At 72.3% G+C, this 19,606-nt stretch carries 18 protein-coding genes; 4 read left to right on the forward strand and 14 right to left on the reverse strand.

Annotation, left to right across the window (positions count from 1 at the left end; all coding sequences use genetic code 11):
* Positions 1-107 precede the first annotated feature (107 nt).
* Both murA and ACH35V_RS15520 read left to right on the forward strand, forming a co-directional pair.
* Entirely contained in the window at positions 108-1,394 is a 1,287-nt protein-coding gene (gene murA, locus ACH35V_RS15515) for a UDP-N-acetylglucosamine 1-carboxyvinyltransferase (RefSeq protein WP_395973422.1), read from the forward strand.
* Positions 1,395-2,170: 776 nt separating this feature from the next.
* Positions 2,171-3,502: a transcriptional regulator gene (locus ACH35V_RS15520; protein ID WP_395972936.1), complete on the forward strand. Its 1,332-nt coding sequence runs from the start codon at positions 2,171-2,173 to the stop codon at positions 3,500-3,502.
* An 87-nt stretch (positions 3,503-3,589) separates the two neighbouring features.
* Here ACH35V_RS15520 and hisC read toward each other — a convergent pair whose 3' ends face one another.
* The 7 genes from hisC to ACH35V_RS15555 form a co-directional block, all read right to left on the reverse strand.
* Complete coding sequence (hisC, locus tag ACH35V_RS15525) at positions 3,590-4,669, reverse strand: histidinol-phosphate transaminase (RefSeq protein WP_395972937.1); 1,080 nt, start codon at positions 4,667-4,669, stop codon at positions 3,590-3,592.
* 68 nt (positions 4,670-4,737) lie between these two features.
* Positions 4,738-5,031: a DUF6401 family natural product biosynthesis protein gene (locus tag ACH35V_RS15530; protein ID WP_395972938.1), complete on the reverse strand. Its 294-nt coding sequence runs from the start codon at positions 5,029-5,031 to the stop codon at positions 4,738-4,740.
* A 104-nt stretch (positions 5,032-5,135) separates the two neighbouring features.
* Positions 5,136-5,831 carry an NrtR DNA-binding winged helix domain-containing protein gene (locus ACH35V_RS15535; RefSeq protein WP_395972939.1) on the reverse strand — a complete coding sequence of 232 codons (696 nt, stop codon included), beginning with the start codon at positions 5,829-5,831 and terminating at the stop codon, positions 5,136-5,138.
* Between the two features lie 89 nt (positions 5,832-5,920).
* Positions 5,921-7,282, reverse strand: coding sequence for an SPFH domain-containing protein (locus ACH35V_RS15540; protein ID WP_395972940.1), 1,362 nt, complete (start codon positions 7,280-7,282; stop codon positions 5,921-5,923).
* A gap of 198 nt (positions 7,283-7,480) precedes the next feature.
* Positions 7,481-7,663, reverse strand: coding sequence for a hypothetical protein (locus ACH35V_RS15545; RefSeq protein ID WP_395956514.1), 183 nt, complete (start codon positions 7,661-7,663; stop codon positions 7,481-7,483).
* Between the two features lie 115 nt (positions 7,664-7,778).
* Positions 7,779-8,471, reverse strand: coding sequence for a hypothetical protein (locus ACH35V_RS15550; RefSeq protein ID WP_395972942.1), 693 nt, complete (start codon positions 8,469-8,471; stop codon positions 7,779-7,781).
* 71 nt (positions 8,472-8,542) lie between these two features.
* Positions 8,543-9,214 (reverse strand): lysophospholipid acyltransferase family protein, encoded by a 672-nt coding sequence (locus ACH35V_RS15555; protein ID WP_395972944.1) that lies wholly within the window; start codon positions 9,212-9,214, stop codon positions 8,543-8,545.
* A 409-nt stretch (positions 9,215-9,623) separates the two neighbouring features.
* Here ACH35V_RS15555 and ACH35V_RS15560 point away from each other — a divergent pair, with 409 nt between their 5' ends.
* Positions 9,624-9,980: an STAS domain-containing protein gene (locus ACH35V_RS15560; protein WP_395972945.1), complete on the forward strand. Its 357-nt coding sequence runs from the start codon at positions 9,624-9,626 to the stop codon at positions 9,978-9,980.
* Positions 9,981-9,989: 9 nt separating this feature from the next.
* Here ACH35V_RS15560 and ACH35V_RS15565 read toward each other — a convergent pair whose 3' ends face one another.
* The 6 genes from ACH35V_RS15565 to ACH35V_RS15590 form a co-directional block, all read right to left on the reverse strand.
* The gene (locus ACH35V_RS15565; protein ID WP_395972947.1) at positions 9,990-10,826 is read right to left on the reverse strand and encodes a glutamate ABC transporter substrate-binding protein; all 837 of its coding nucleotides are present in this window, start codon (positions 10,824-10,826) and stop codon (positions 9,990-9,992) included.
* 11 nt (positions 10,827-10,837) lie between these two features.
* Positions 10,838-12,307: a hypothetical protein gene (locus ACH35V_RS15570; protein WP_395972949.1), complete on the reverse strand. Its 1,470-nt coding sequence runs from the start codon at positions 12,305-12,307 to the stop codon at positions 10,838-10,840.
* 92 nt (positions 12,308-12,399) lie between these two features.
* On the reverse strand, positions 12,400-13,146 hold the full coding sequence (locus ACH35V_RS15575) for an FHA domain-containing protein (RefSeq protein WP_395972951.1): 747 nt from the start codon (positions 13,144-13,146) through the stop codon (positions 12,400-12,402).
* A 5-nt stretch (positions 13,147-13,151) separates the two neighbouring features.
* Complete coding sequence (locus ACH35V_RS15580) at positions 13,152-14,525, reverse strand: VWA domain-containing protein (RefSeq protein ID WP_395972952.1); 1,374 nt, start codon at positions 14,523-14,525, stop codon at positions 13,152-13,154.
* Positions 14,522-15,592, reverse strand: coding sequence for a protein phosphatase 2C domain-containing protein (locus ACH35V_RS15585; protein ID WP_395972953.1), 1,071 nt, complete (start codon positions 15,590-15,592; stop codon positions 14,522-14,524). The genes ACH35V_RS15580 and ACH35V_RS15585 overlap by 4 nt, the downstream gene beginning before the upstream one ends.
* 2 nt (positions 15,593-15,594) lie before the next feature.
* Positions 15,595-17,655, reverse strand: a complete 2,061-nt coding sequence (locus ACH35V_RS15590; RefSeq protein WP_395973423.1) for a tetratricopeptide repeat protein — start codon at positions 17,653-17,655, stop codon at positions 15,595-15,597.
* Here ACH35V_RS15590 and ACH35V_RS15595 point away from each other — a divergent pair.
* On the forward strand, positions 17,591-17,941 hold the full coding sequence (locus ACH35V_RS15595) for a hypothetical protein (protein ID WP_395973448.1): 351 nt from the start codon (positions 17,591-17,593) through the stop codon (positions 17,939-17,941). The genes ACH35V_RS15590 and ACH35V_RS15595 overlap by 65 nt on opposite strands.
* Positions 17,942-18,215: 274 nt before the next feature.
* Here ACH35V_RS15595 and ACH35V_RS15600 read toward each other — a convergent pair whose 3' ends face one another.
* On the reverse strand, positions 18,216-19,430 hold the full coding sequence (locus tag ACH35V_RS15600) for a hypothetical protein (protein ID WP_395972954.1): 1,215 nt from the start codon (positions 19,428-19,430) through the stop codon (positions 18,216-18,218).
* Between the last annotated feature and the right edge of the window lie 176 nt (positions 19,431-19,606).

Raw genomic sequence — 19,606 nt, forward strand, 5'->3', positions numbered from 1 at the left:
TTACTGGGGTCGCGTTGGCGCAGAGGGGGGACCGTTCGGCGCGCTCGGCCCTCGTGCTCCCACTTGCAGGCACAATCCGCACCGAGAAGGAGTAAGGCGGCATGAGCATGGGCCACGAGGTTCGTTATCGCGTGCGCGGCGGCCGGCGGCTGCACGGCACCGTATTCGTCCAGGGCGCCAAGAACGCCGTCCTGCCGATGATCGGCGCCTCGCTGATGGCCTGCAAGGGCCGGACCGTCCTGCGCAACGTCCCGATCATCGAGGACGTCCGGCGCGCCGTGGAGCTGGCGCGGGCGGTGGGCGCGAAGGCGGAGCTGCACGAGACCGAGCGCACCCTGGTGATCGACGCGTCGTCGCTGAGCAGCCCGGTGCTGCCCGCCGACATCGCGTCCCGGTTCCGCGGCTCGTTCCTGTTCGTCCCCGCGCTGCTGCACCGGCTCGGCGAGGCGGTCATCGAGGGCGTCGGCGGGTGCAACCTCGGCAGCCGCAACCTCGACTTCCACTACAACGGCTTCAAGCGGATGGGCGCCACGGTCACCGAGCACGTGGCCGACAACGGCGACGGCATCATCCACATCAAGGCCGGCGACCTGCGCGGCGGGACGCTCTACTGCGACACCCCCTCGCACACCGGCACCGAGAACCTGATCATGGCGGCGGCGCTGGCCCGCGGCACCACGCTGATCAAGAACGCGGCGCTGGAGCCCGAGGTGCTGGACAACATCGCGATCCTCCAGGCGATGGGCGCCCGGATCAGCGGCGGCGGCACCGGGTTCGTCACCGTCGAGGGCGTGGACGAGCTGACCGCCGTCGAGCACACCGTGATGCCCGACCGGATCGACGCGGGCGTGTTCGTGATGGCCGCCGCGATCACCGGCGGCGACCTGAACCTCGTCGGCGCCACGCTGGAGCACCTCGGCGTCGCGGCCGACAAGCTGGAGCAGATGGGCCTGGAGTTCCACCAGCAGGGCGCGGTGCTGCAGGTCCGCCGCGACCGGACGCTGCGTCCGATCAACGTCATCACCGACGAGTACCCGGGCTTCGCGACCGACCTGCAGTCGCCGCTGATGGCGCTGTCCTGCCTCGCCGAGGGGCCGTCCTACATCTACGAGCGGATCTTCGACGGCCGGTTCAAGCTGGCCGACGAGCTGACCAAGATGGGCGCCGACATCGAGGTGGACGGCAACCGCGCCAAGGTGAACGGCCCGCGCGGGCTGCGCGGCGCCGAGGTCGAGGCGCACGACCTGCGCTGCGGCAGCGCGCTCATCCTCGCGGGCCTCGCCGCCGAGGGCGAGACCACGATCACCTCGGGCTACTACCTGGACCGCGGCCACGCGCACACCGCCGAGCGCCTCTCGCAGCTCGGCGCGGAGATCGTCCGCGAGGCCGACTAGCCCCTCTGCACCACCCCAGCAGCGCGCCCAGAGGCGCCGTCCGAGCGAGCCGCTCGGGCGGCGCCTCTGGCGCTTCCGGGGCGGTTCTCGGCCTGGACGGCTGAATCGGCCGAATGTGGCCCCGTTCTGACCAACTCCGGAGTAGCACCTGACGGGTCGTGTAACGGGCGGGCGGGAAATCGATCAGCGGTCGGTGACCGCGCGATCACGCATCGCTGTGCGGACGCGTCCCGGCGCGTCCGGCGGCGTCGCACTGAGCTGGGAAGAAACCAGTGGAACGGTCCCGTTCGGACGGACCGTAACCCGGTAGAAAATCACCGGACCCGATGATCGGCCCGGCCGTAACGGATCACTCGTCTTTCCGGCCCGATCGGCATCGGGACGGACGGGTTTCGGCCTTGCGTAAACCAAACCCGCTCCGTACGGGTCTTCCCAGTGCGCAACAGCGTCAGAACAGCCGTCCGCGGATGATTTCGGGTCTTGTTTTTCAACTTCGGACGACCGAAGATGCAGGATCATGGCTGGCCGAATGGTGACAAATTACTGACTAGGGGGTCGCGTAGGTTACTTTTTCGCAGCACTCTTGATTCGATTTCGGGTCTGAGCGTCACACAACGGCGTCCTGACCCGATCTGCCCACGAGGCAGTGAAGAGCGGTGCTGGGTCAGAAGGCAGGGGCTACATGCCATGAGTCAACGGTTGGGCGGAGCGTGCGCGAACGCGTGGTCGGGGCCGGACCCCCGCCGAGAGGATGGACCGGAAGCGAGCGATCATCGATGACGGCCGCACGAACGGGGTCGGTCACCCCCGACCTCACGATCGGCGTCGTGGGCCCCCATGACCTGGTCGAAAGGGTCATGCTGATGGGCCACGGCCCCACGCCGGTACCGAGCCGGCTGGTGGCCGCCGCCTACCGAGACGAGCAGGAGGCCGCCGACAAGGTCGTGCGGCTGGGATCGGGCGTGGACGTGTGCCTGTTCGCCAGTCCCGTCCCGTACGACTTCGCGCGCAAGGCGGGCGTCCTCACCATGCCCGCCACCTACGTCCCGCTGAACGGCGCCGCGCTGCAGGGCGCGTTACTGCGGGCCGCACTGGACGAGCGCTTCGACCCGTCCAGGGTGAGCATCGACGTGCTCGGCCGTGCCGAGGTCGAGGAGGCGTACTCCGAGATCAGCCTGGGCACCGAGCAGGTCCACCTCCGCGAGGAGTCCGCCGGGCCTGGCACGCTCGCCGCGTTCCATGAGCGGCTGTGGCGGCGAGGCGCGACGACCGTGGCGATGACCTGCGTACACGCCACCGCGGAACGGATGGAGATGGCCGGCGTGCCGACCCTCCGGGTCCGTCCGACGGGGGCGGCCATCCGCAGCTCCCTGCAGACCGCCGCGCTGCTCGGCGCGCACCACCGCCTGGAGGAGTCCCAGCTCGTCGTCGTGCTGGTGGACGTCCCCACCCTCCGCGAGACGCCCCGCCGCGTCACCCCGCGCTACTGGCGGGACGAGCTGAAACTCGCCCTCCACCGCGTCCTCCTCCAGGAGGCGCACCGGATGAACGCGTCCGTCTGGCCGCTGGACGACCACAGCTACCTCGTCATCGCGACCCGCGGCTCCGTCACCACGTCCACCGAGGGGTTCCGGACGCCCCCGTTCGTCGAACGCGTCCGCGAGGAGCTCGGCCTCGCCATCGAGGTCGGCATCGGCATGGGCCGCACCGCGCACGAGGCGGAGAACCACGCCCGCGCCGCCCTCGCCCGGTCCCAGAGCTCCCAGCGCGCGCAGGGCTTCGCGCTCGACCGCGACGGCCGGGCCCTGGTGCCCGCGCCGCGCACCCCGCCGCGCACGCAGCCGCAGGCCAAGCCCAAGGGACTGGAGATCCTCGCGCGCCTCGCCGACAAGCTCGGCGACCAGGAGCAGCCGCTGATCGTCGACGCGGAGAACGCCGGCAAGATGCTCGGCGTCACCCCGCGCACCGCCCGCCGCCTCCTGCGCACCCTCGTCGAGGAGGGCCTCGCCTGGCCCCTGCCCCCGAACCGGACGCCGCAGCCCGGCCGTCCGCGCCAGCTCTACCGCCTGATCGTCGAGAAGCTCGGCCCCACGGCCAAGACAAGCTGACGAGGGCGACGCGGCATGCCCCCGGACGCGACCCGCGTCCGGGGGCATGCCCCCACCGTTCGGTCGCGGGCGTTCAGTCGCGGGCGTTCAGTTGCGGTGCGGGAAGGACTTGGCGACGGCGAGGAACGCGTCGTTCTCCTCCGGGGAGCCGATCGAGACGCGGGCGCCCTCGCCGGGGAACGGGCGGACGCTGACCCCCTGCGCGTCGCAGGCTTCGGAGAACTCCATCGTCCGGGCGCCGAGGCGCAGCCAGACGAAGTTGGCCTCGGTGGGCGGGACCGTCCAGCCGTCGGCGATCAGGGCGGCGCGGACGCGGTCGCGCTCCTTCACCGTCCCCTCGACGCGCTCCAGCAGCTCGTCAGTGGCCGCCAGGGACGCGACGCCCGCAGCCTGCGCGACCGAGTTCACGCTGAACGGCAGGAACGTCTTGCGGATCGCACCGGCCACCAGGGGGTGCGCGACGAGGAACCCGATCCGGAGCCCGGCGAGCCCGTACGCCTTGGAGAACGTCCGCAGGATCGCCAGGTTCGGGCGGTCGCCGTAGAGGGTGAGGCCGTCGGGGACGTCGTCGTCGCGGATGTACTCGCGGTACGCCTCGTCCAGCACCACCAGGCAGTCGGACGGGACGCGGTCCAGGAACGCCTCGATCTCCGCCCGCCGGACGACCGTGCCCGTCGGGTTGTTCGGGTTGCAGAGGAAGATCAGCCGCGTCCGGGGGGTGATCGCGGCGGCCATCGCGGACAGGTCGTGCGTCTCGTCCCGCAGCGGCACCTGCACGGCCGTCGCGCCTGAGAGCGACACCAGCAGCGGGTACGCCTCGAACGACCGCCACGCGTACACGACCTCCGCGCCCGGCTCGGCGACCGCCTCCAGCAGCATCTGCGTCATGCCAACCGAGCCGCAGCCGACCGCCACATGGTCGGCGGGGACGCCGTAGAACGCCGCGATCGCCTCGGTCAGCGCGGTCGCGTTGTTGTCCGGGTACCGGTTGACGTTCCGCGCCGCCTCGCCGATCGCGTCCACGACCGACGGGAGCGGGCCGTGCGGCGACTCGTTCGACGACAGCTTGAACGAGCGTCCCTCGGGCGACACCACGACCTTGCCGGGCTTGTAGGCCACGAACCGGTCGAGGACGGAGCGGAAGCGCGGAGTGGTTGCCTCGGACACCGTTGTCCTCCAGTTAGCGGATGCGCAGGGGGGTGATGACCCCCGGCCAGGGTGTGATGATCCCCAGCCTATGCAGCGTCCCGCATCATCCAGCAAACCGCCACGATCCGGACGAACTCCCAGTCCCGGGTATCATCCGGCCACCAGCCGCGGTTGAAAGCCTTCTCGGCGAATTCATGCAGGTAGCCCATCAGCTCGGACTCGCCGGGCGGCCGGCCCGGCGCGCCGAGTTCCTCCCGCAGGCCCGCCACATGCTGGTCGACGGCCGCCGCCAGTCCCGGCGACCCGGCCATCTCCGCGACACCGGCGTCCCCGATGTCCCGCACGAGCAGGCTGAGCATTTCGGACGACTCACCGTTCATAGCCAGCGAAAATAGCAACCGTCCCGCCATGCCCGCGACATCACCCCAGCTCACCGCCCTCGGCGCGGCCCCCCCCGTCACGGCCCCCCGTCACGGGCTCCGGGTCACGGGGCGAGATCGCGGCCGCGGGGGGACGGCCGGAGCATCGGCGGGCGCAGCTGCTCGGCGTCCCCACGCCGGTACAGCCGCGCCGGACGGCCGCCGTCGCGGGTCGTCGTCTGCTCGGTCGGGATGAGGAACCGGTCGGCCCCCGTGACCTTCCGGTGGAAGTTCCGCGGGTCCAGGCTCGTCCCCCAGACGATCTCGTAGACCCGGCGCAGCTCCGCGACGGTAAATTCCGGTGGGCAGAAAGCGGCCGCCAGCGAGGTGTACTCCAGCTTCGCCCGCGCCCGCTCCATGCCGTCGCACAGGATCCGCCGGTGGTCGAACGCCGCCCTGTCCTGGTGGACGAGGTCGTCCACGGCCGTCCACAGCACCTGCGCCCGGCTGGACGCCGGAAGATCAGGCGCCAACCCCAGATACGCGACGCTCACGACCCGCTGCCGAGGGTCACGATCTGGATACCCGTACGTGGCGAGTTGCTCAAGATGAATCCGGACGTCCGCCAGCCCCGCCCGCTCCGCCATCAGCCGCGACGCCGCCGCCGGAAGGTCCTCGTCCAGCTGGATGAACCCGCCCGGCAGCGACCAGGCCCCGAGGTAGGGGTCCCTGTCGCGGCGCCACCGCAGCGCGCACAGCCGCTGCTCCCGCACGGTGAGCACGACAAGATCGACAGAGACGGCGAGCCGCGGGACGGACATGCGGGAAGTCTATTGGGGCACGGCCTCCCGCCCCGTGGACATGAGAAGGCCCGGCGCCAGGGCCGGGCCTCTCCACGCGACGACCAGGATCAGTCGTCTTCCTTTTCCTTCTGCTCCTTGGGGGCCTCCACCGGGACCGTCGCGGGGACGGCGGGGGCGTGGCCGTTCTGGGGGTTGCCGTCCTGGACGTTCAGGTTGCTCAGAAGCTGCCGCGCGACGCCCAGGCCCGTGCCGCCGAGCGTCAGCGCCTTGGCGAGCATGTCCTCGACGCCCTGGGCGCCGTTCAGCACGACCATGTTGTCGACGTTGCCGAACACGCCCGCGCCGGCCTCGACGATCTGCGGCCACTTCTCCGCGAGCTGCTGCGCGATGACGGCGTCGGTGTTCTTGGCCAGCGCCTCCGCGCGGGCCTTGATCGCCTCCGCCTCGGCGAGGCCCTTCTGGCGGATCGCGTCGCCCTCGGCCTCACCGAGCAGCCGGATCGCCTCGGACTCGCGCTGCGCCTTCAGCTGGACCTCGGTCGCGGCCGCCTGGGCGTAGGAGATGCGCTCCTCGCGCTCCGCCTCGGCCAGCTTGACCTGCTCGTAGGCCTTGGCGTCGGCGGGCTTGCGGATCTCGCTCTCCAGCCGCTTCTCGGTCCGCTCGGCCTCCAGCTCGGCGTTGCGGGTCTCCTTGAGGATGACCTCCTGGCGGGCCTGCTGCGCGGCCTGCTGCACCTGGCCGTCGTACTCGGCCTTCTTCATCTCGGTGTCGCGGATGACCGCCGCGTTCTCCCGCTCGGTCTCCTGCTCCCGGACGGTGGCCTCCTGGTTCCGCTCGGCCTCGGCGATCCGGGCGGCGGCGGCGACCCGGGCCGCGTGCGGACGCCCGAGGTTGCGGATGTAGCCGGTCTCGTCGTCGATCTCCTGTATCTGCAGCGAGTCCACGATCAGGCCGAGCTTGCTCATCTCGTCCGCGGCCGACCCGCGGGTCTCGGACGTCAGCCGCTCCCGGTTGAGGATGAGGTCCTCGACGGTGAGGTTGCCGATGATCGAGCGGAGGTGGCCGGTGAACAGCTCGTGGATGGCGCCATCCATCGACTTCTGCTGTTCCAGGAAGCGGCGCGCGGCGTTGGCGATCGAGACGAAGTCGTCCCCGACCTTGTAGATGACCACGCCGCGGACCTTCACCGGGATGCCCTGCTGCGTCACGCAGTTCACTTCGAGGTTGGACGCGCGGCTGTCCAGCCGCAGCCGCCTGGACGTCTGGAAGCCCGGCATCACCGCGGTGCCCTTGCCCGTCACGATCTTGAACCCGAGGCTGTCCACGCCGTCGATCGGCTTGGACCTGGCGCCGAGCCCGGAGATGATCAGCGCCTCGTTCGGCTCCGCGACCCGCCAGACGAGCTTGAACAAGATGATCAACACGATCAGCGCGACGACGGCTGCGATCGCCACCACGAGCACGGGCATACGGCCTCCTCTTCGGTTGTGAGCGGCCGGCCCCCGAAGCCAGGCACGTCCGCGTTTCCCAATAGACGCAACGGACGATCCTCTGGTTCGCCCGCGAATACGCCTCATTCTGGGAGAACGCCCCAGAGACCCCTCCCGGCAGCGGGGCCCCGCCAACCCCCGAACGCGGGCGCCGCTAACCTCCGAACGCGGGCGCCGCTAACCTCCGAACGCGGGCGCCACGTACACCGTGCGCGGCGGGTGGTACTCGACCACGACGACGATCGTCCCGACGCCGATCTCGTCACGCGGATCGACGGGATGCGCGTAGAACGCCTCGACCCCGCCGCGGACCGGGATCATCACCTCCCCGACCGTCCCGGGAGCGACCCTGCCGGTCACCCGGCCCTCCTTACCGATCAACGACACTCCCTGGTCCAACGGCCCGGAGCCAGTCCCCGCGCGACGTAAACCGAACGCTATCCGCAACAACCGCCATATGCACCGGGCGGAGGCGCTACGGGAGGATCTTGGCGGCGTGCGCGCGGGAGGCCCGGGCCAGGCGTTCGGCCTCGGCGCGGGTGGCGGTGGGGCCGTAGAGGGTGATGGTGGCCAGGTAGTGGCGGCCGCGGAAGACGACGTACCAGGTGCGGGCGTGGGCGGCGCCGCTGACGGTGGCGATGCCGACGGTGCGGGAGCCCTCGCCGATCTCGCCCTTCGGGGTCTCGACGACGCGGTGGTCGGCGCGGTGGGAGCCGACCCTGGTGCGGAACGTCAGGCAGTCGGCGGGGACGCGGGCGTTGACCTGCTTCTCGGCGTCCGCGGCGGGCATCCCCATCAGCGTCTCGGTGACGGTCATGCCCTTCCTGGCGAACGTGACGAGGGCCGCGGGGGCGTCGACGTCGACGGCGCCGCCGGGACGGCTCGTCCCGCACTGGGGCTTGTCGAGGACGGTGTCGCGCTGGAGCCTGGCGGCGTTCTGGACGGCCTTGAGCGTCCCGTACTCCCCGGCGTCCGGCTCGCCCGCGCGGCGGTAGCCGGGGACATGCACGAGGAGCGCCTGGGCGAGCTCGTCGGCGGTGTAGCCGACGCCCGCGATCTCGGCGGGCGCGGTGCCGTGGACGGGACGGGCGCGTTCACCGCCGCCGCCGCACGCGGTGGCGGCGGCGGCCGTCGACAGCAGCACGATCGGGAGGAGCCTCTGCGCCATGGCGGCGACCCTAAGCGCAGAAGGGGCGAGTCGCCGCGGACGACACGCGTTCGGGACGAAACGCCCCCGAGTCAGCCTTGTTCGGCGCGGTCGTTGTACTCGGCGGCGTACTCCTGGCCGGACATCTTCTGGATCGTCTCGACGATCTCGTCGGCGATGGCGCGGCGGGCCTTGGCGGGCGGCAGGTCGCGGTAGTGGGAGAAGTCCATCGGCGGCCCGATGCGGACGGTGGGGCGGGGGCCGAACACGCGCGGCAGGGACGCGCCGATCGGCTGGATCTTCTCCGTGCCCTCCAGCGCGACGGGCAGGACGCGGGCGCCGGACTCCAGGACGAGCCAGCCGATGCCGGTGCGGCCGCGGTAGAGGCGTCCGTCCGGGGAGCGGGTCCCCTCCGGGTAGATCGCGAACGCGCCGGCGTTCTCCAGGACCTCGGCCGCCTGCTCCAGGGAGCCCATCGCGGCGCGCCTGGCGCCACGCCGGACGGGCACGTGCCCGAGGTTGGTGAGGAACCAGCGGACGAAGGTCTTCTTGAGCCCGCCGCCCTCGAAGTAGGCGGCCTTGGCGATGTAGGTGACGGGGCGCGGGACGGCGAGCGGGATGATGAAGCTGTCGATGAACGACAGGTGGTTGCTCGCCACGATCAGCGGCCCGTAGCTCGGCACGTTCTCGCCGCCGACGACGCGGGGGCGGAAAAGCAGCCAGAGGATCGGACGCACCACGCGCGTCATGAACGTGTAGAACACCCGGCCCTCCCGAATTCGCCCACCGCCACTGTAACGTCTGCGCCGATCCGCCCCCGGGTCAGCGCCCGCCTTTCAACGCGCGGGACCGGTCAGGAATTGGCCATCCGCAGGTCAAGCATGCCGCCCAGGGACTTATCCGCCATTCCTTACTATGTAGTAAGTTTCGCTTGAGTAAGTTATTGTGACGTTTCCCGGATGTCCGGGGACGCGGCGGGACGCTCCGGATGGTCCCGTCGGGTAGTGTCTAGAGCAGGTACGGGGCGGGCCGTCCTGGGGTGTTACGGTCCGGGGCGCCACCGGGCGACCTGGTCCTTTTCCCGGGAAGAGCTTGGAATGCGGGCACGGGTGCGCAATCCTGAGGAGTCACCTGAGATGGCCGGGTACCGCCGGAGTGGGGCGTGAGGTGACCATGGACTTCGACATCAACCTGATGCGCGACGACCGCTGCACCCTCGTACGTGTGCACGGGGACATCGACGTGGTGTCCCGCACGCGCTTCGAGGACGCGCTGTACGAGGTCGTGGACTCCGGCGAGCCCATGGTCGTGGACATGCGCGAGGTCACGTTCTGCGACTCGACGGGCCTGAACGCGATCGTCGCCGCCAACCGCCGCGCCACCGAGCGCGGCACCGTCGTCGCGCTGGTCGCGCTGCCGCCGCGGGTCCAGCGGGTCTTCCACATCACCGGGATCGACAAGTTCATCCCGATCTACGACACGCTCCGCGAGGCGCTGAGCGCGCTCCCGTCCACGACCACCCGCTCCTGACCCGCCGTCTCAGCTGCAGCCCTCGAACTGGGGGACGCCGGTGTTCAGCTTGAGGCCCGACTTGCCGAACCACTTGGTCAGCAGGCGCTGGGCCGTGCCGTCCTGGTACATGCGGGTGATGGCGCGGTTGACCTCCTCGCAGCCCTTCAGGTCGCCCTTCCTGAGGCCGACGCCGTACTTCTCGTCCGTGAACGGCGCGTTGATCATCCGTCCGGGGCGGCCGGCGGCGAACCCGGCGAGGATGAGGTCGTCGGTCGAGACGGCGTCGAGGCGTCCGGCGGCGAGGGCGTCCATGCAGGCCCCGTAGGTGTTCACGGTGACCGGCTGCGCGGCGACCTTGCGCTCCTCGATGACGCGGCGCCACGAGTTGGAGCCGGTCACCTCGCAGATCCGCTTGCCCTTCAGGTCCCGCACGTCGTTGATCGCTGCGGCGTCGGCGCGGACGAAGGTGTCCTGGTGCGCGACGTAGTACGGGCCGCCGAACGTGACGTCCATCTTGCGCTTGGCGGTGATCGAGTACGTCGCGACGATCATGTCCACGGTGCCCTTGGCGAGGGCCTCCTCGCGGACGGAGGAGTTCGTCGTCTTGAAGGTGAGGCGGCTCTTCGGGACGCCGAGCTCGGCCGCGATGTAGGTGGCGACGTCGACGTCGAAGCCCTCGTACGTCCCGTCCGGGCGCTTGACGCCGAGGGCGGGCTGGTCCTCCTTCACGCCGATGACGAGGGACTCCTTGTGGGACATGCTCTCCTTCTCCGAGCCGCCGAGGCCGCAGCCCGACAGCGCGGCCACGGCGGTCAGGGCCGCGCCGGCGGCGATGGCCCGGTGAGCCCGGGGGGTGGCGCGCATGTTCGTCTCCTTCACCGGAACTCGGCCAGCCGGGGACGGACCCCCGCGAAGATCAGCAGGGCGATCACGGCGGCGCCGCCGGCCGGGACCGCCTTCCAGCCGCGCAGGCCGCCGTCCGCGTCCTCGATCTCCTTGTCGAAGGACTCCTGGTGGACGGCCGTCAGCTCGCCCAGCGCCTTGTCGTAGGCGCCGAAGTCGCGGATCGCGCCGGACGTGCGCCCCATCCGCATGTCGATGGCGCCCGCCCGGTTCCCGGCCGACGCGAGCCGCCGCATCTCCGCGTCGTTGCGCTGGACGGTCCGGTACGCGTCGAGCGTCCGCCGCAGCGTCTCCGCCTCGCGGCCCTTCTCCATGCGGCGCGCCTCGTCCCCGAAGAAGCCGAGGAACGGGACGCTCTTCTGGCCGGGCTTGTAGGGGCCGAGTTTCTGCTCAAGGCCCGCGTAGTAGTTCTCCAGGTTCACGGGCTTGTCGCCCATGTCCGGCTGGATGACCGACAGCGACTTGTCGAGGTAGGTCTGCTCGTAGGTGTCGGCGCGTCCGGGGTCGAGGAGGTAGCGGCTCTCGTCGGCGAACGCGCTGTGGCTGATCGCGCGTGCCCTGGACAGCTGCAGGATCGAGTCGAAGCCGTCCTCCTTGGCCTTCTTGATGTGCCCGGCCTGCGCCGTCAGGAGGGCCGCGCCGACGCCGGTGAGGGCGAGCGCGGCGAGCGTCGCGAGCACCAGCGCCGGGTTGAGGACGCGGCGGAACGTCCGCGCCAGGTAGAGCTGCGTCGCGGCCAGGAACAGCAGGACGATCAGGCCGGTGACGGCGACCCAGGTGCGGCCCGCGAGCACCGCCGAGCGCTTCGTCTCGTATGACTGCCGGACGTGCGCGCCCGTGTCGAGCGTGATGTTGTACGCCTTCGGCAGGAGCTGCAGCTTCATCAGGTCGGTCGCCTGGCGGTAGGCCTCGATGACGTCCGGCGGGAGCTGGCCCGGCGCGTGCGCGGCCAGCTCGTCCAGCTTCATGGCCTGGCCGACGAGCCGTTCGTATTTGCCGAGGCCGTCGAGGACCTCCTGGACGGTCCGGCGGAGTGCCGGGTCGCGTCCGGCTAGCTGCGCGGCCATCACGGCGGCCGCGTCCGCCTCCGCGCGGCGCTGCTCGTAGACGCGCAGCGATTCGTCGTAGCCGATGCCGAGGCTGTGCTCGCGGCCGATCAGGAGGATGTTGGAGACCTGCGCGTCCATGTCGCTGAGCGCGAAGTACAGCGTGCTGGTCGCGACGACCTGCGGGCCCGCGTCGTGCCCGATCGTCTGGACGGAGTCGCGCGCGTTCCCGATCGCCACGTTCAGGACGATCAGCAGCGCGAGGATGGCGGCCAGGCATAGCGCGACGTGCGTGCCGATGCGGCCGGGGATCGTCCTGAGCCACCGCCCGCGGACGAACGTCGCCAGGCGTCCCCTCCGCGCCGGCGGCCCGGAGTCGACCGGCAGCGGCGGCACGGGCGACGGCGGAGGCGGGGCCGGGCGTGGAGCGGGCGGACGGGGGGCGGGGGGACCCGGCCGGACCGATGATCTGTGGGGCGGAGTCATCGTCATGGCGGGCCTTCCTGCAAGGACAAAGTGATGGTCGTCCACGCGCCGACGTGGATGCGGTCGCCGTCGGCGACCGGTACCGGCACGTTCACCTCGATCGGGTCCTGCCCGCCGTTCACCGTGGTGCCGTTCGTCGAACCGGGGTCGACCAGGTTCCAGGTCCCGTCTGGCCGCGCGAGGAGGACGGCGTGCAGGTGCGAGACGCCGGGGTCCTCGGGCGGGACGCTCAGGTCGATCTCAGGCAGGAGGGCGCGGGACGTGCTGCGCCGCCCGATCCGGACCTGGTCCCCGATCAGCGGGACGCGGCGGTCCGGGCAGTACGGCGGGAACGTCAGCGCCGACGCGTCCGGGCCCATCTGCGCGACCACGGAGTCGAAGTACGCGCGGTCGGCGGCGATCAGCGCTGCCGGGCCGGGCGGCGCGACGTGCGGCGCGGCATGCGGGCCGCTGCCGCTCCGCTGCGACGGAACCAGCGGCCTCGGCTGGACGGCCGGGGCGGCGGTCCGGATGGCTGAGAGCTGGATGGTGTGGAGCGCGCCGGTGTCGAAGTCGTATCCGTCTACCTCGCAGAAGCGGCCGGAGCGAGGGGTGTCGCAGTGCGGGCATGCCGGAGCCGTCGTGGCCGCCTGCGCCTCGGGCTGGGGTGACGGGGTGGGTTCGGCGCGTTGGGCGCCCGGCATGAGGTCGCCGCAGACGTCGCAGTAGTCGGCGGCCTCGGACGCGTGCCCGCGCGGGCAGACCGGCATGGGCCTCAGCCTCCTCCCCGCTCGTCGTGCTCATCACGCTCATCGGGGTCTTTGCGCTCTTCGCCGTGGCGGGTTCGGACCGTCCGGACGGAGCGGGTGTCGAGCGACATCTCGTCCGCCTTGGACACCTCCCGCTTCAGCCGCACCGTGCCGCTCGCTGGGTCGACGACGTCCACCACGCGGTCCAGCAGGTCGGAGATCTGCTCGTTGCCGACCTCGCGGGCCAGCACCACGGCGCGTCCGAGGCGGGCCGTGGCCGTGTCCTCGTCGCCCGTCCGGCGCGCCTCCAGGCCCTGCTGGATGGCCTCGGCCAACTCGGACTGGCCGGTGTGGTGCGCGACGCGTCCGCTGATCCGCGTCGAGCTGGCCTCGTCGTCCGTCCACTCGGCGAGGACGTTCCCGGACGCGAGGACGTCGTCGCCCGCGAGGAGCTTCACCCACGCGGCCCGCATCTGCCGTCCCACGTCGCCCGGCTCGTCGATCTCGACGCACAGGTGGTATTCGCGGGTCTCGTCCCCCCACGCGCCGAGCGGGTAGTCGCCCGTCTGCGTCCCGGACTCGACACGCCTGCCGGTGAGGTCCTCCACGGCGGGGACCATCTGCTTGACGAACCGGAGCCGCGCCTGCTTCGGCGTCCACACGCGCAGGGACACGTCCGCGACCTCCTTGCTCATCGCGGTGCGGGTCATCGCGAGGAAGTCGGCCTCCAGGTCCGCCGGGTCGGGGACGTCCAGGAACCCGCCCAGCAGCGCGGAGGTGATCTTGCGGAGCTCGGCGACGTCCCAGTCGGTGCCGACGCCGCGCGCGTCGCAGAGGAAGTGGCCCGAGCAGGCGCGCAGCGCCGCGTCCAGCTCCCCGGCGGACTCGTGCTGGTTCTTGCCGTCGGTCAGCAGGATGGCGTGCTTGACGGCGTCGTCGTAACCGGTGAACAGCCGGTCGGCGAGGAGCAGCCAGGACCCGATCGCCGTCCCGCCCGCCGCCTCCAGCCGCTGGACGGCCTGCACGGCGCTCCGGCGGGACGTCTCGTCCGCCGCGACGAGCCGCTCCCCCTGCGGGTAGATCATCCGCGGCCGGTTCGCGCCCGCGACGACGGCGAAGTGGACGCCGTCGCGCAGCACGTTCACCGCCGCCCGCGCCGCCCGTTTCGCGGCGGCCATCTTGCCCCGGTACGACATCGAGCCCGAGGTGTCGATGAGGATGATCTCGGCGGCGGGCGCGCGTCCTCCATCATTTCCGGTGCCGGTGCCGGTGCCGGTGCCGGTGGCGTCGGCCCTGGACGAGCGCGCCTCGACGGTCACGATCGCGTGCATCTCGCGTCCGCCGGCCGGGAGGTAGGCGTTCTGGTCCACGCGGACCGTGAACTCGGGGACGTCGCTCATCTTCCCGGCTCCCTGCTCGCTCCTGGCGACCCGCCCGCTCCTGGCGGCCCGCCCGCTCCCGGTGGCCCGCTCGCTCCCGGCGGCGGCCACGCGATCAGCACCGCCGTGACGTTGTCGTGCCCGCCCGCGTCGAGCGCCGCGCGCAGCAGCCGCCGCGCCGCGCGGACCGTCCGCCCGCCGGGGCCGACCCCGCCGTCTTCGCCGTCTTCGTCTGTGAAGGCCACGGCCGCGAGGTCCGCCGCCTCCGGCAGGTCGTTCCACAGGCCGTCGCTGCAGATCAGGACCATGCCCGGACCGGCGGGCCGGAACGCCGCGACCTGCGGTTTGACGATCCCCGCGTCCGCGCCGAGCCAGGCCGTCAGCAGGTGCGCGCGCCGGTCGGCCCACGCGTCCGCCGCGCTCATCTCGCCGCGCTCGATCATCTGCGCGGCCCACGAGTCGTCCCGCGTCAGCAGGAACGAGGCGCCGGGCGAGAGCCAGTAGACGCGGCTGTCCCCGACCCAGCCGACGGTGACGCCCGCTCCGTCCACGACGGCCGACGCGAATGTGCAGGCGGGCGCGCCGTCCAGGTCCTTCGGGTCCTCGCTGAGGCTCGCGACGACCTCGGCCGCCCGTTCCGCCGCCGCGCGCGTGGCGGCCTCCGGGTCCATGCCGACCGAGACGCGCCCGGCCAGGACGGACGCCGCCGCCTCCGCCGCCAGCCGCGACGCCTCCTCCGAGCCCGGTGCCGTCGCGACGCCGTCGCACACCACGGCGCACGCCCCGCCGGGCAGGGGCGCGAGCGTGAACGCGTCCTCGTTGCGCTTGCGCTTCAGCCCGAGGTCGCTCACCGCCGCCGCGAACCCGCCCAGCTCGGCCTCGACGTGCTCCCGCTCGCCCGGCTGGCGGAAGCCGCATTGGTCGCAGTAGCCGTCCGTCCCGATGGAGCCGGTCCCGCAGTCGGCGCACGTTCGGTCCGGGGCGGTCGGGTCTGGACGGCCGCACTGCTCGCAGAAGCGGTCGCGCACACGGGCGGGCGCGCCGCAGGTGCGGCATAGCCCGGCATGGGTGTGCTGGTCGGCGTCCATCGTCAGAACAGCGTCCTCGGACGCACGGCGTTCGCGCGCCTGACCATCCTGTGCCGGTGTTCAGCGCCGTCGGCGAGCTTGGCCAGGACGCGGTACGTCTCCTCCAGCTTCACGCGGAGGGACGGCTCGTCCAGCCCGGTCCCGAGGATCGGCTGCCGCACCCCGGCCGGGAGCGTGCGGCCGGTCCGGACCCAGGCGAGCGCGGCCTCCAGCACCTCGGCGGCGAACGCCGCGGCGCGCTCGGTGTCCAGCCGGAGGGACGCGAGGCGGCGGCCCGCCTCGATCAGCGTCGGCGCGTTCAGGTCGGCCGGGCCCCGGCCGCGGACGGCGACCGCGACGGCCGCGAGCTGCGCGGCGAGATAGTGGCTGGAGATCCGCGGCACCGAGTCCAGGACGCGTTCGGCGGCGGCCCGGTCGCCGTTCCCGAGACGGGTCCTGGCCAGGCCGAACGCGGCGCTCACATGCGTCGGGTCGGTGCGCCAGACCGTCTCGTAGAAGCGGTCGGCCTGCGGGATCACGCCCATCAGCTCGTTGCAGAAGGCGAGCGCCAGCTTCGGCGCCTGCTCGCCGGGCGCGAGGTCGTACAGGTCGTTGAAAACGGCGCTCGCGTCCCTGCCCCGCCCGTCCGCGAGGGCGCGGACGCCGCGGTACCAGTCGACGCGCCAGTCGTCCGGGTCCTCGACGGCGAGCTCCTCCAGGAGGCGGTGCGCGCCGTCCAGGTCGCCAAGCTCGATCCGGACCCGGACCAGCGCCAGCCTGACCTCCCGGGACGCGACCGGCGCCGCGCTCAGCGCCGCCGCCAGGTCGCCGGGGTCGCGGGCGGTGAGCCCGGCGAGGAACGCGGCCGCCGGATCCGCCCCCGACACCAGCGGGACGGGCAGCGCCGCCGCGGCGGCCCCGGGCTCCAGCGGGGCGAGGATCGGCGGTTGCGACGACGCACCGGTGCCGTTCTGGCCGGACGCCGGGCCGAGGCCGCCGACGATGTCCGTCCCGGCGGTCTGCTGCTCCTGCCCGAACAGCGGCGACGGCGCGGGGCGTGGCCGTCCGTCCTCGGCCGACAGCACCTCCCGCAGGACGCCAGTGAGCTGCTCGGCCATCTCGGCGGCGCTCTGGAAACGGCGGGTCGGGTCGGGGTGCGTGGCGCGGCGCAGCAGCCGGTGGTACGACTCGTGCCGCTGGAACAGCGGCACCTCCTCGCGGGGCGGCAGGCTGCGCAGATGCCGTCCGGTGTAGCCGCGGAACGGGAAGCTCAGCACCGCCAGCGTCCGTCCCACCGTGTACAGGTCGGACGTGATCGACGGGCCCCGCGAGCCGATCTCGGGGGCCTGGTAGCCGGGCGTCCCGAAGATCGGGCTGTCGACGTCGAATGCCCGCCGCACCCCGCCGAGGTCGATCAGCTTGAGCTGCTCCTCCGACTGGATCGCGTTGTCCGGCTTGAAGTCGCAGTACAGGAGCCCGACGCCGTGCAGGTAGCCGAGCGCGCTCAGCACTTCCAGCCCGTACGCGATGACCTGGCCGAGCGGCAGAGCGGCCGTGTCGCCGTGCTCGCGGCGGACGCTCAGCAGGATGTCCTTCAGCGACCGCCCGCCGACGTACTCCATCACGATGTAGCCGGAGTCGTCGTGCCGGACGAAGTTGTAGATCTTGACGATGTTCGGATGCTCGACCTCGGCGAGGAACGCCCGCTCCGCCGTCGCGGCGGCCAGCGAGTCGGCGTCCCCGGTGTCGAGCAGCCCCTTCAGGACGACCCACCGGTCGCTGACGTTGTGGTCGCGGGCCAGATACACCCAGCCGAGCCCGCCGTGCGCCAGGCACCCGAGCACCTCGTACTGCCCGCCGATCAGCTCGCCCGCGTGGAGCTTCGGCGTGAACGAGAACGGATGCCCGCAGTTCGCGCAGAACCCCTCGGTGCGTCCCGGCCGCCCGTCCCGGCTGCGGCCGACCTTCTCGTCGCACCGGCTGCAGTACCGCCTGTTCTCCGGGACCTCCGGCTTCTCCATGATCGCCGAGGCCGGGTCGCGCGCCGGGACGGGCGGCACCTCGACCAGCCCGGCGCCGAGCATCCCGCGCCGCGCCGACCCGCCTGACCCCGTCCCCCGCGTCCCGCCGCGCGACGCCGTCCGTCCGGACCCGAGCGTCCGCGACCCGCTGCTGGCCGAACCACTCGAAGCCGAACTCGGGCCCGTCCGTCCACTGGGCGCGGACGGCACAGACCCACCCGGCTGCCTCGTGGTCGGAGGCGCCACCGGATTCTGCTGCCTGGTCACCCCAGCCCGCCCAGCCCCGGAAGCCGAGGACCTCCCGCCCCCCTGCCGCGGCACCACTCCCGGCCCCGCCTGCCCACCTTGAGCACCCTGAGCACCCTGCGCGGCACCAGAAGACGGCGCGGCCTGCCTGAACTGCGCGGCCTCAGCGGGCTGGGCAGCTTGAGCGGCTTGCGCGCCCTGAGCGGCTTGCGCGCTTCCAGCGGTCTGCGCGCTTTCGGCGGTCTGCGCGGCTCCAGCCGACTGCGGAGCTTCAGCCGGCGGGGGCGCCTCGGTGGGCGTGGCGGGGGCCATGCCGCAGACGTCGCAGAAGCCGTCGGCCTCCACTTCGCCGGTGCAGCCGGGCTGGGTGCATCGGTTCATCGGCGGGTCCCCGTCTCGCTTTCGCACGCCCTGACCGCTCGCTGGTACTCCGCGAGCACCGTGGTGGCCCTTCGCAGGTCGCACGGCGCCGTCCACAGCATGTCGCGGGCCTCCCCGTACAGCTCGGTGAGCTGCTCGTCCTCGACGACGCCGAGCCGGGCGGCCTTGGCGCGGTACGCCTCCAGGCGGCCCCGCAGCTCGCCGCGCCGGTCGAGCAGACCGGCACTGAGACGCAGGTCGCCGCGCGCACGTTCCAGCGCCTCGGCGGCGGCGCGGTCGAGCTCGGCGAACCGTCCGGCCAGCTCGACCCAGCGGCCCGCCTCGCGGAGCCGTTCCAGGGCGGCGAGCCGGTCGCGGAGCGCGATGCCGAGGCCCTGGGACGGCGCCGGCAGGTTCGGCGACTGGATCTTGACGAGGGCGGTGGCGTGGGCCTCGCAGGCGCGCCGCTCCGTGCTCTCGACCTCCTCGATGGACGCCGTGACCCGCGCGACGAGCTCCGCGTAGTCGTCCCGCATCCGGGCGACGCCGGTGAGCTCGTCCCCCAGCGAGGTCAGGACGGCGCGGACGCGGTCGAGCCGGCCGGTGTCGGGACGGCCGTCCCGGACGAGCGACAGCGGGTCGGTGCGGACGACGCGGCCGAGCGCGGTCAGCTCGCGGCCGACGCGGTCCAGCTCGGGATGGCGGGTGCCGTCGAGGGTGTGCGCGAGCCGCGCCGTGTCCCGCCAGCTCTCCTCCACCTCTTCGAGGGGGAGGAGGAGGGCCGTCCAGGCGGCGTCGGCGGCGGCGATCTCGCCCGCGACGAAGTCGTAGGCGGCGGACATCATCGTGACGGCCTCGTCCAGCGTCGCGCGCCGTTCCTGCGGGCCGAGGAGCGTGCGGTCCTGCAGCGGGATCTCGCCGTCGGGCAGTTCGACGGATTGGCCCGCGAGCATCCCGGTCAGCTCGACCAGCGTCGCGGCGTCCGGGCGGGACGAGCGCTCGCGCAGCTCGGACGCGGCGTCCAGGACGCGCTGGTAGGCGTCGAACAGCGCCCACAGCGTCGTCATCCTGGTCTTCGCGTCCTCCCAGCGCCGCCATGTCTCCCCGGTGAGCCGGGCGCCTTCGAGGAGGCGGCTGCCCTCATGCCCGTCGAGGTCGAGGAGCGACGCGGAGATGCGGTCGCGTTCCTCGCGAAGCTTCCGCAGGGCATGGTCGACGCCTTCACGGCTCATGGGCGCGGCAGCCCCGGCCCCGCTCTGCTCCAACGTCAGCCCCGCGATCGCTCTCCAACCATCCCCCTGAGCATGCCCGTCAGGCGGTCTGGGAGCACGGACCTGCCCAGTATCGGACGTACCCTCTCATACAAGTGTGATCCGTGACACTGAACGAGACAAGCGTCATTCTGCCC

This window comes from Actinomadura sp. 1N219 (assembly GCF_044326405.1).
Classification (GTDB): domain Bacteria; phylum Actinomycetota; class Actinomycetes; order Streptosporangiales; family Streptosporangiaceae; genus Spirillospora.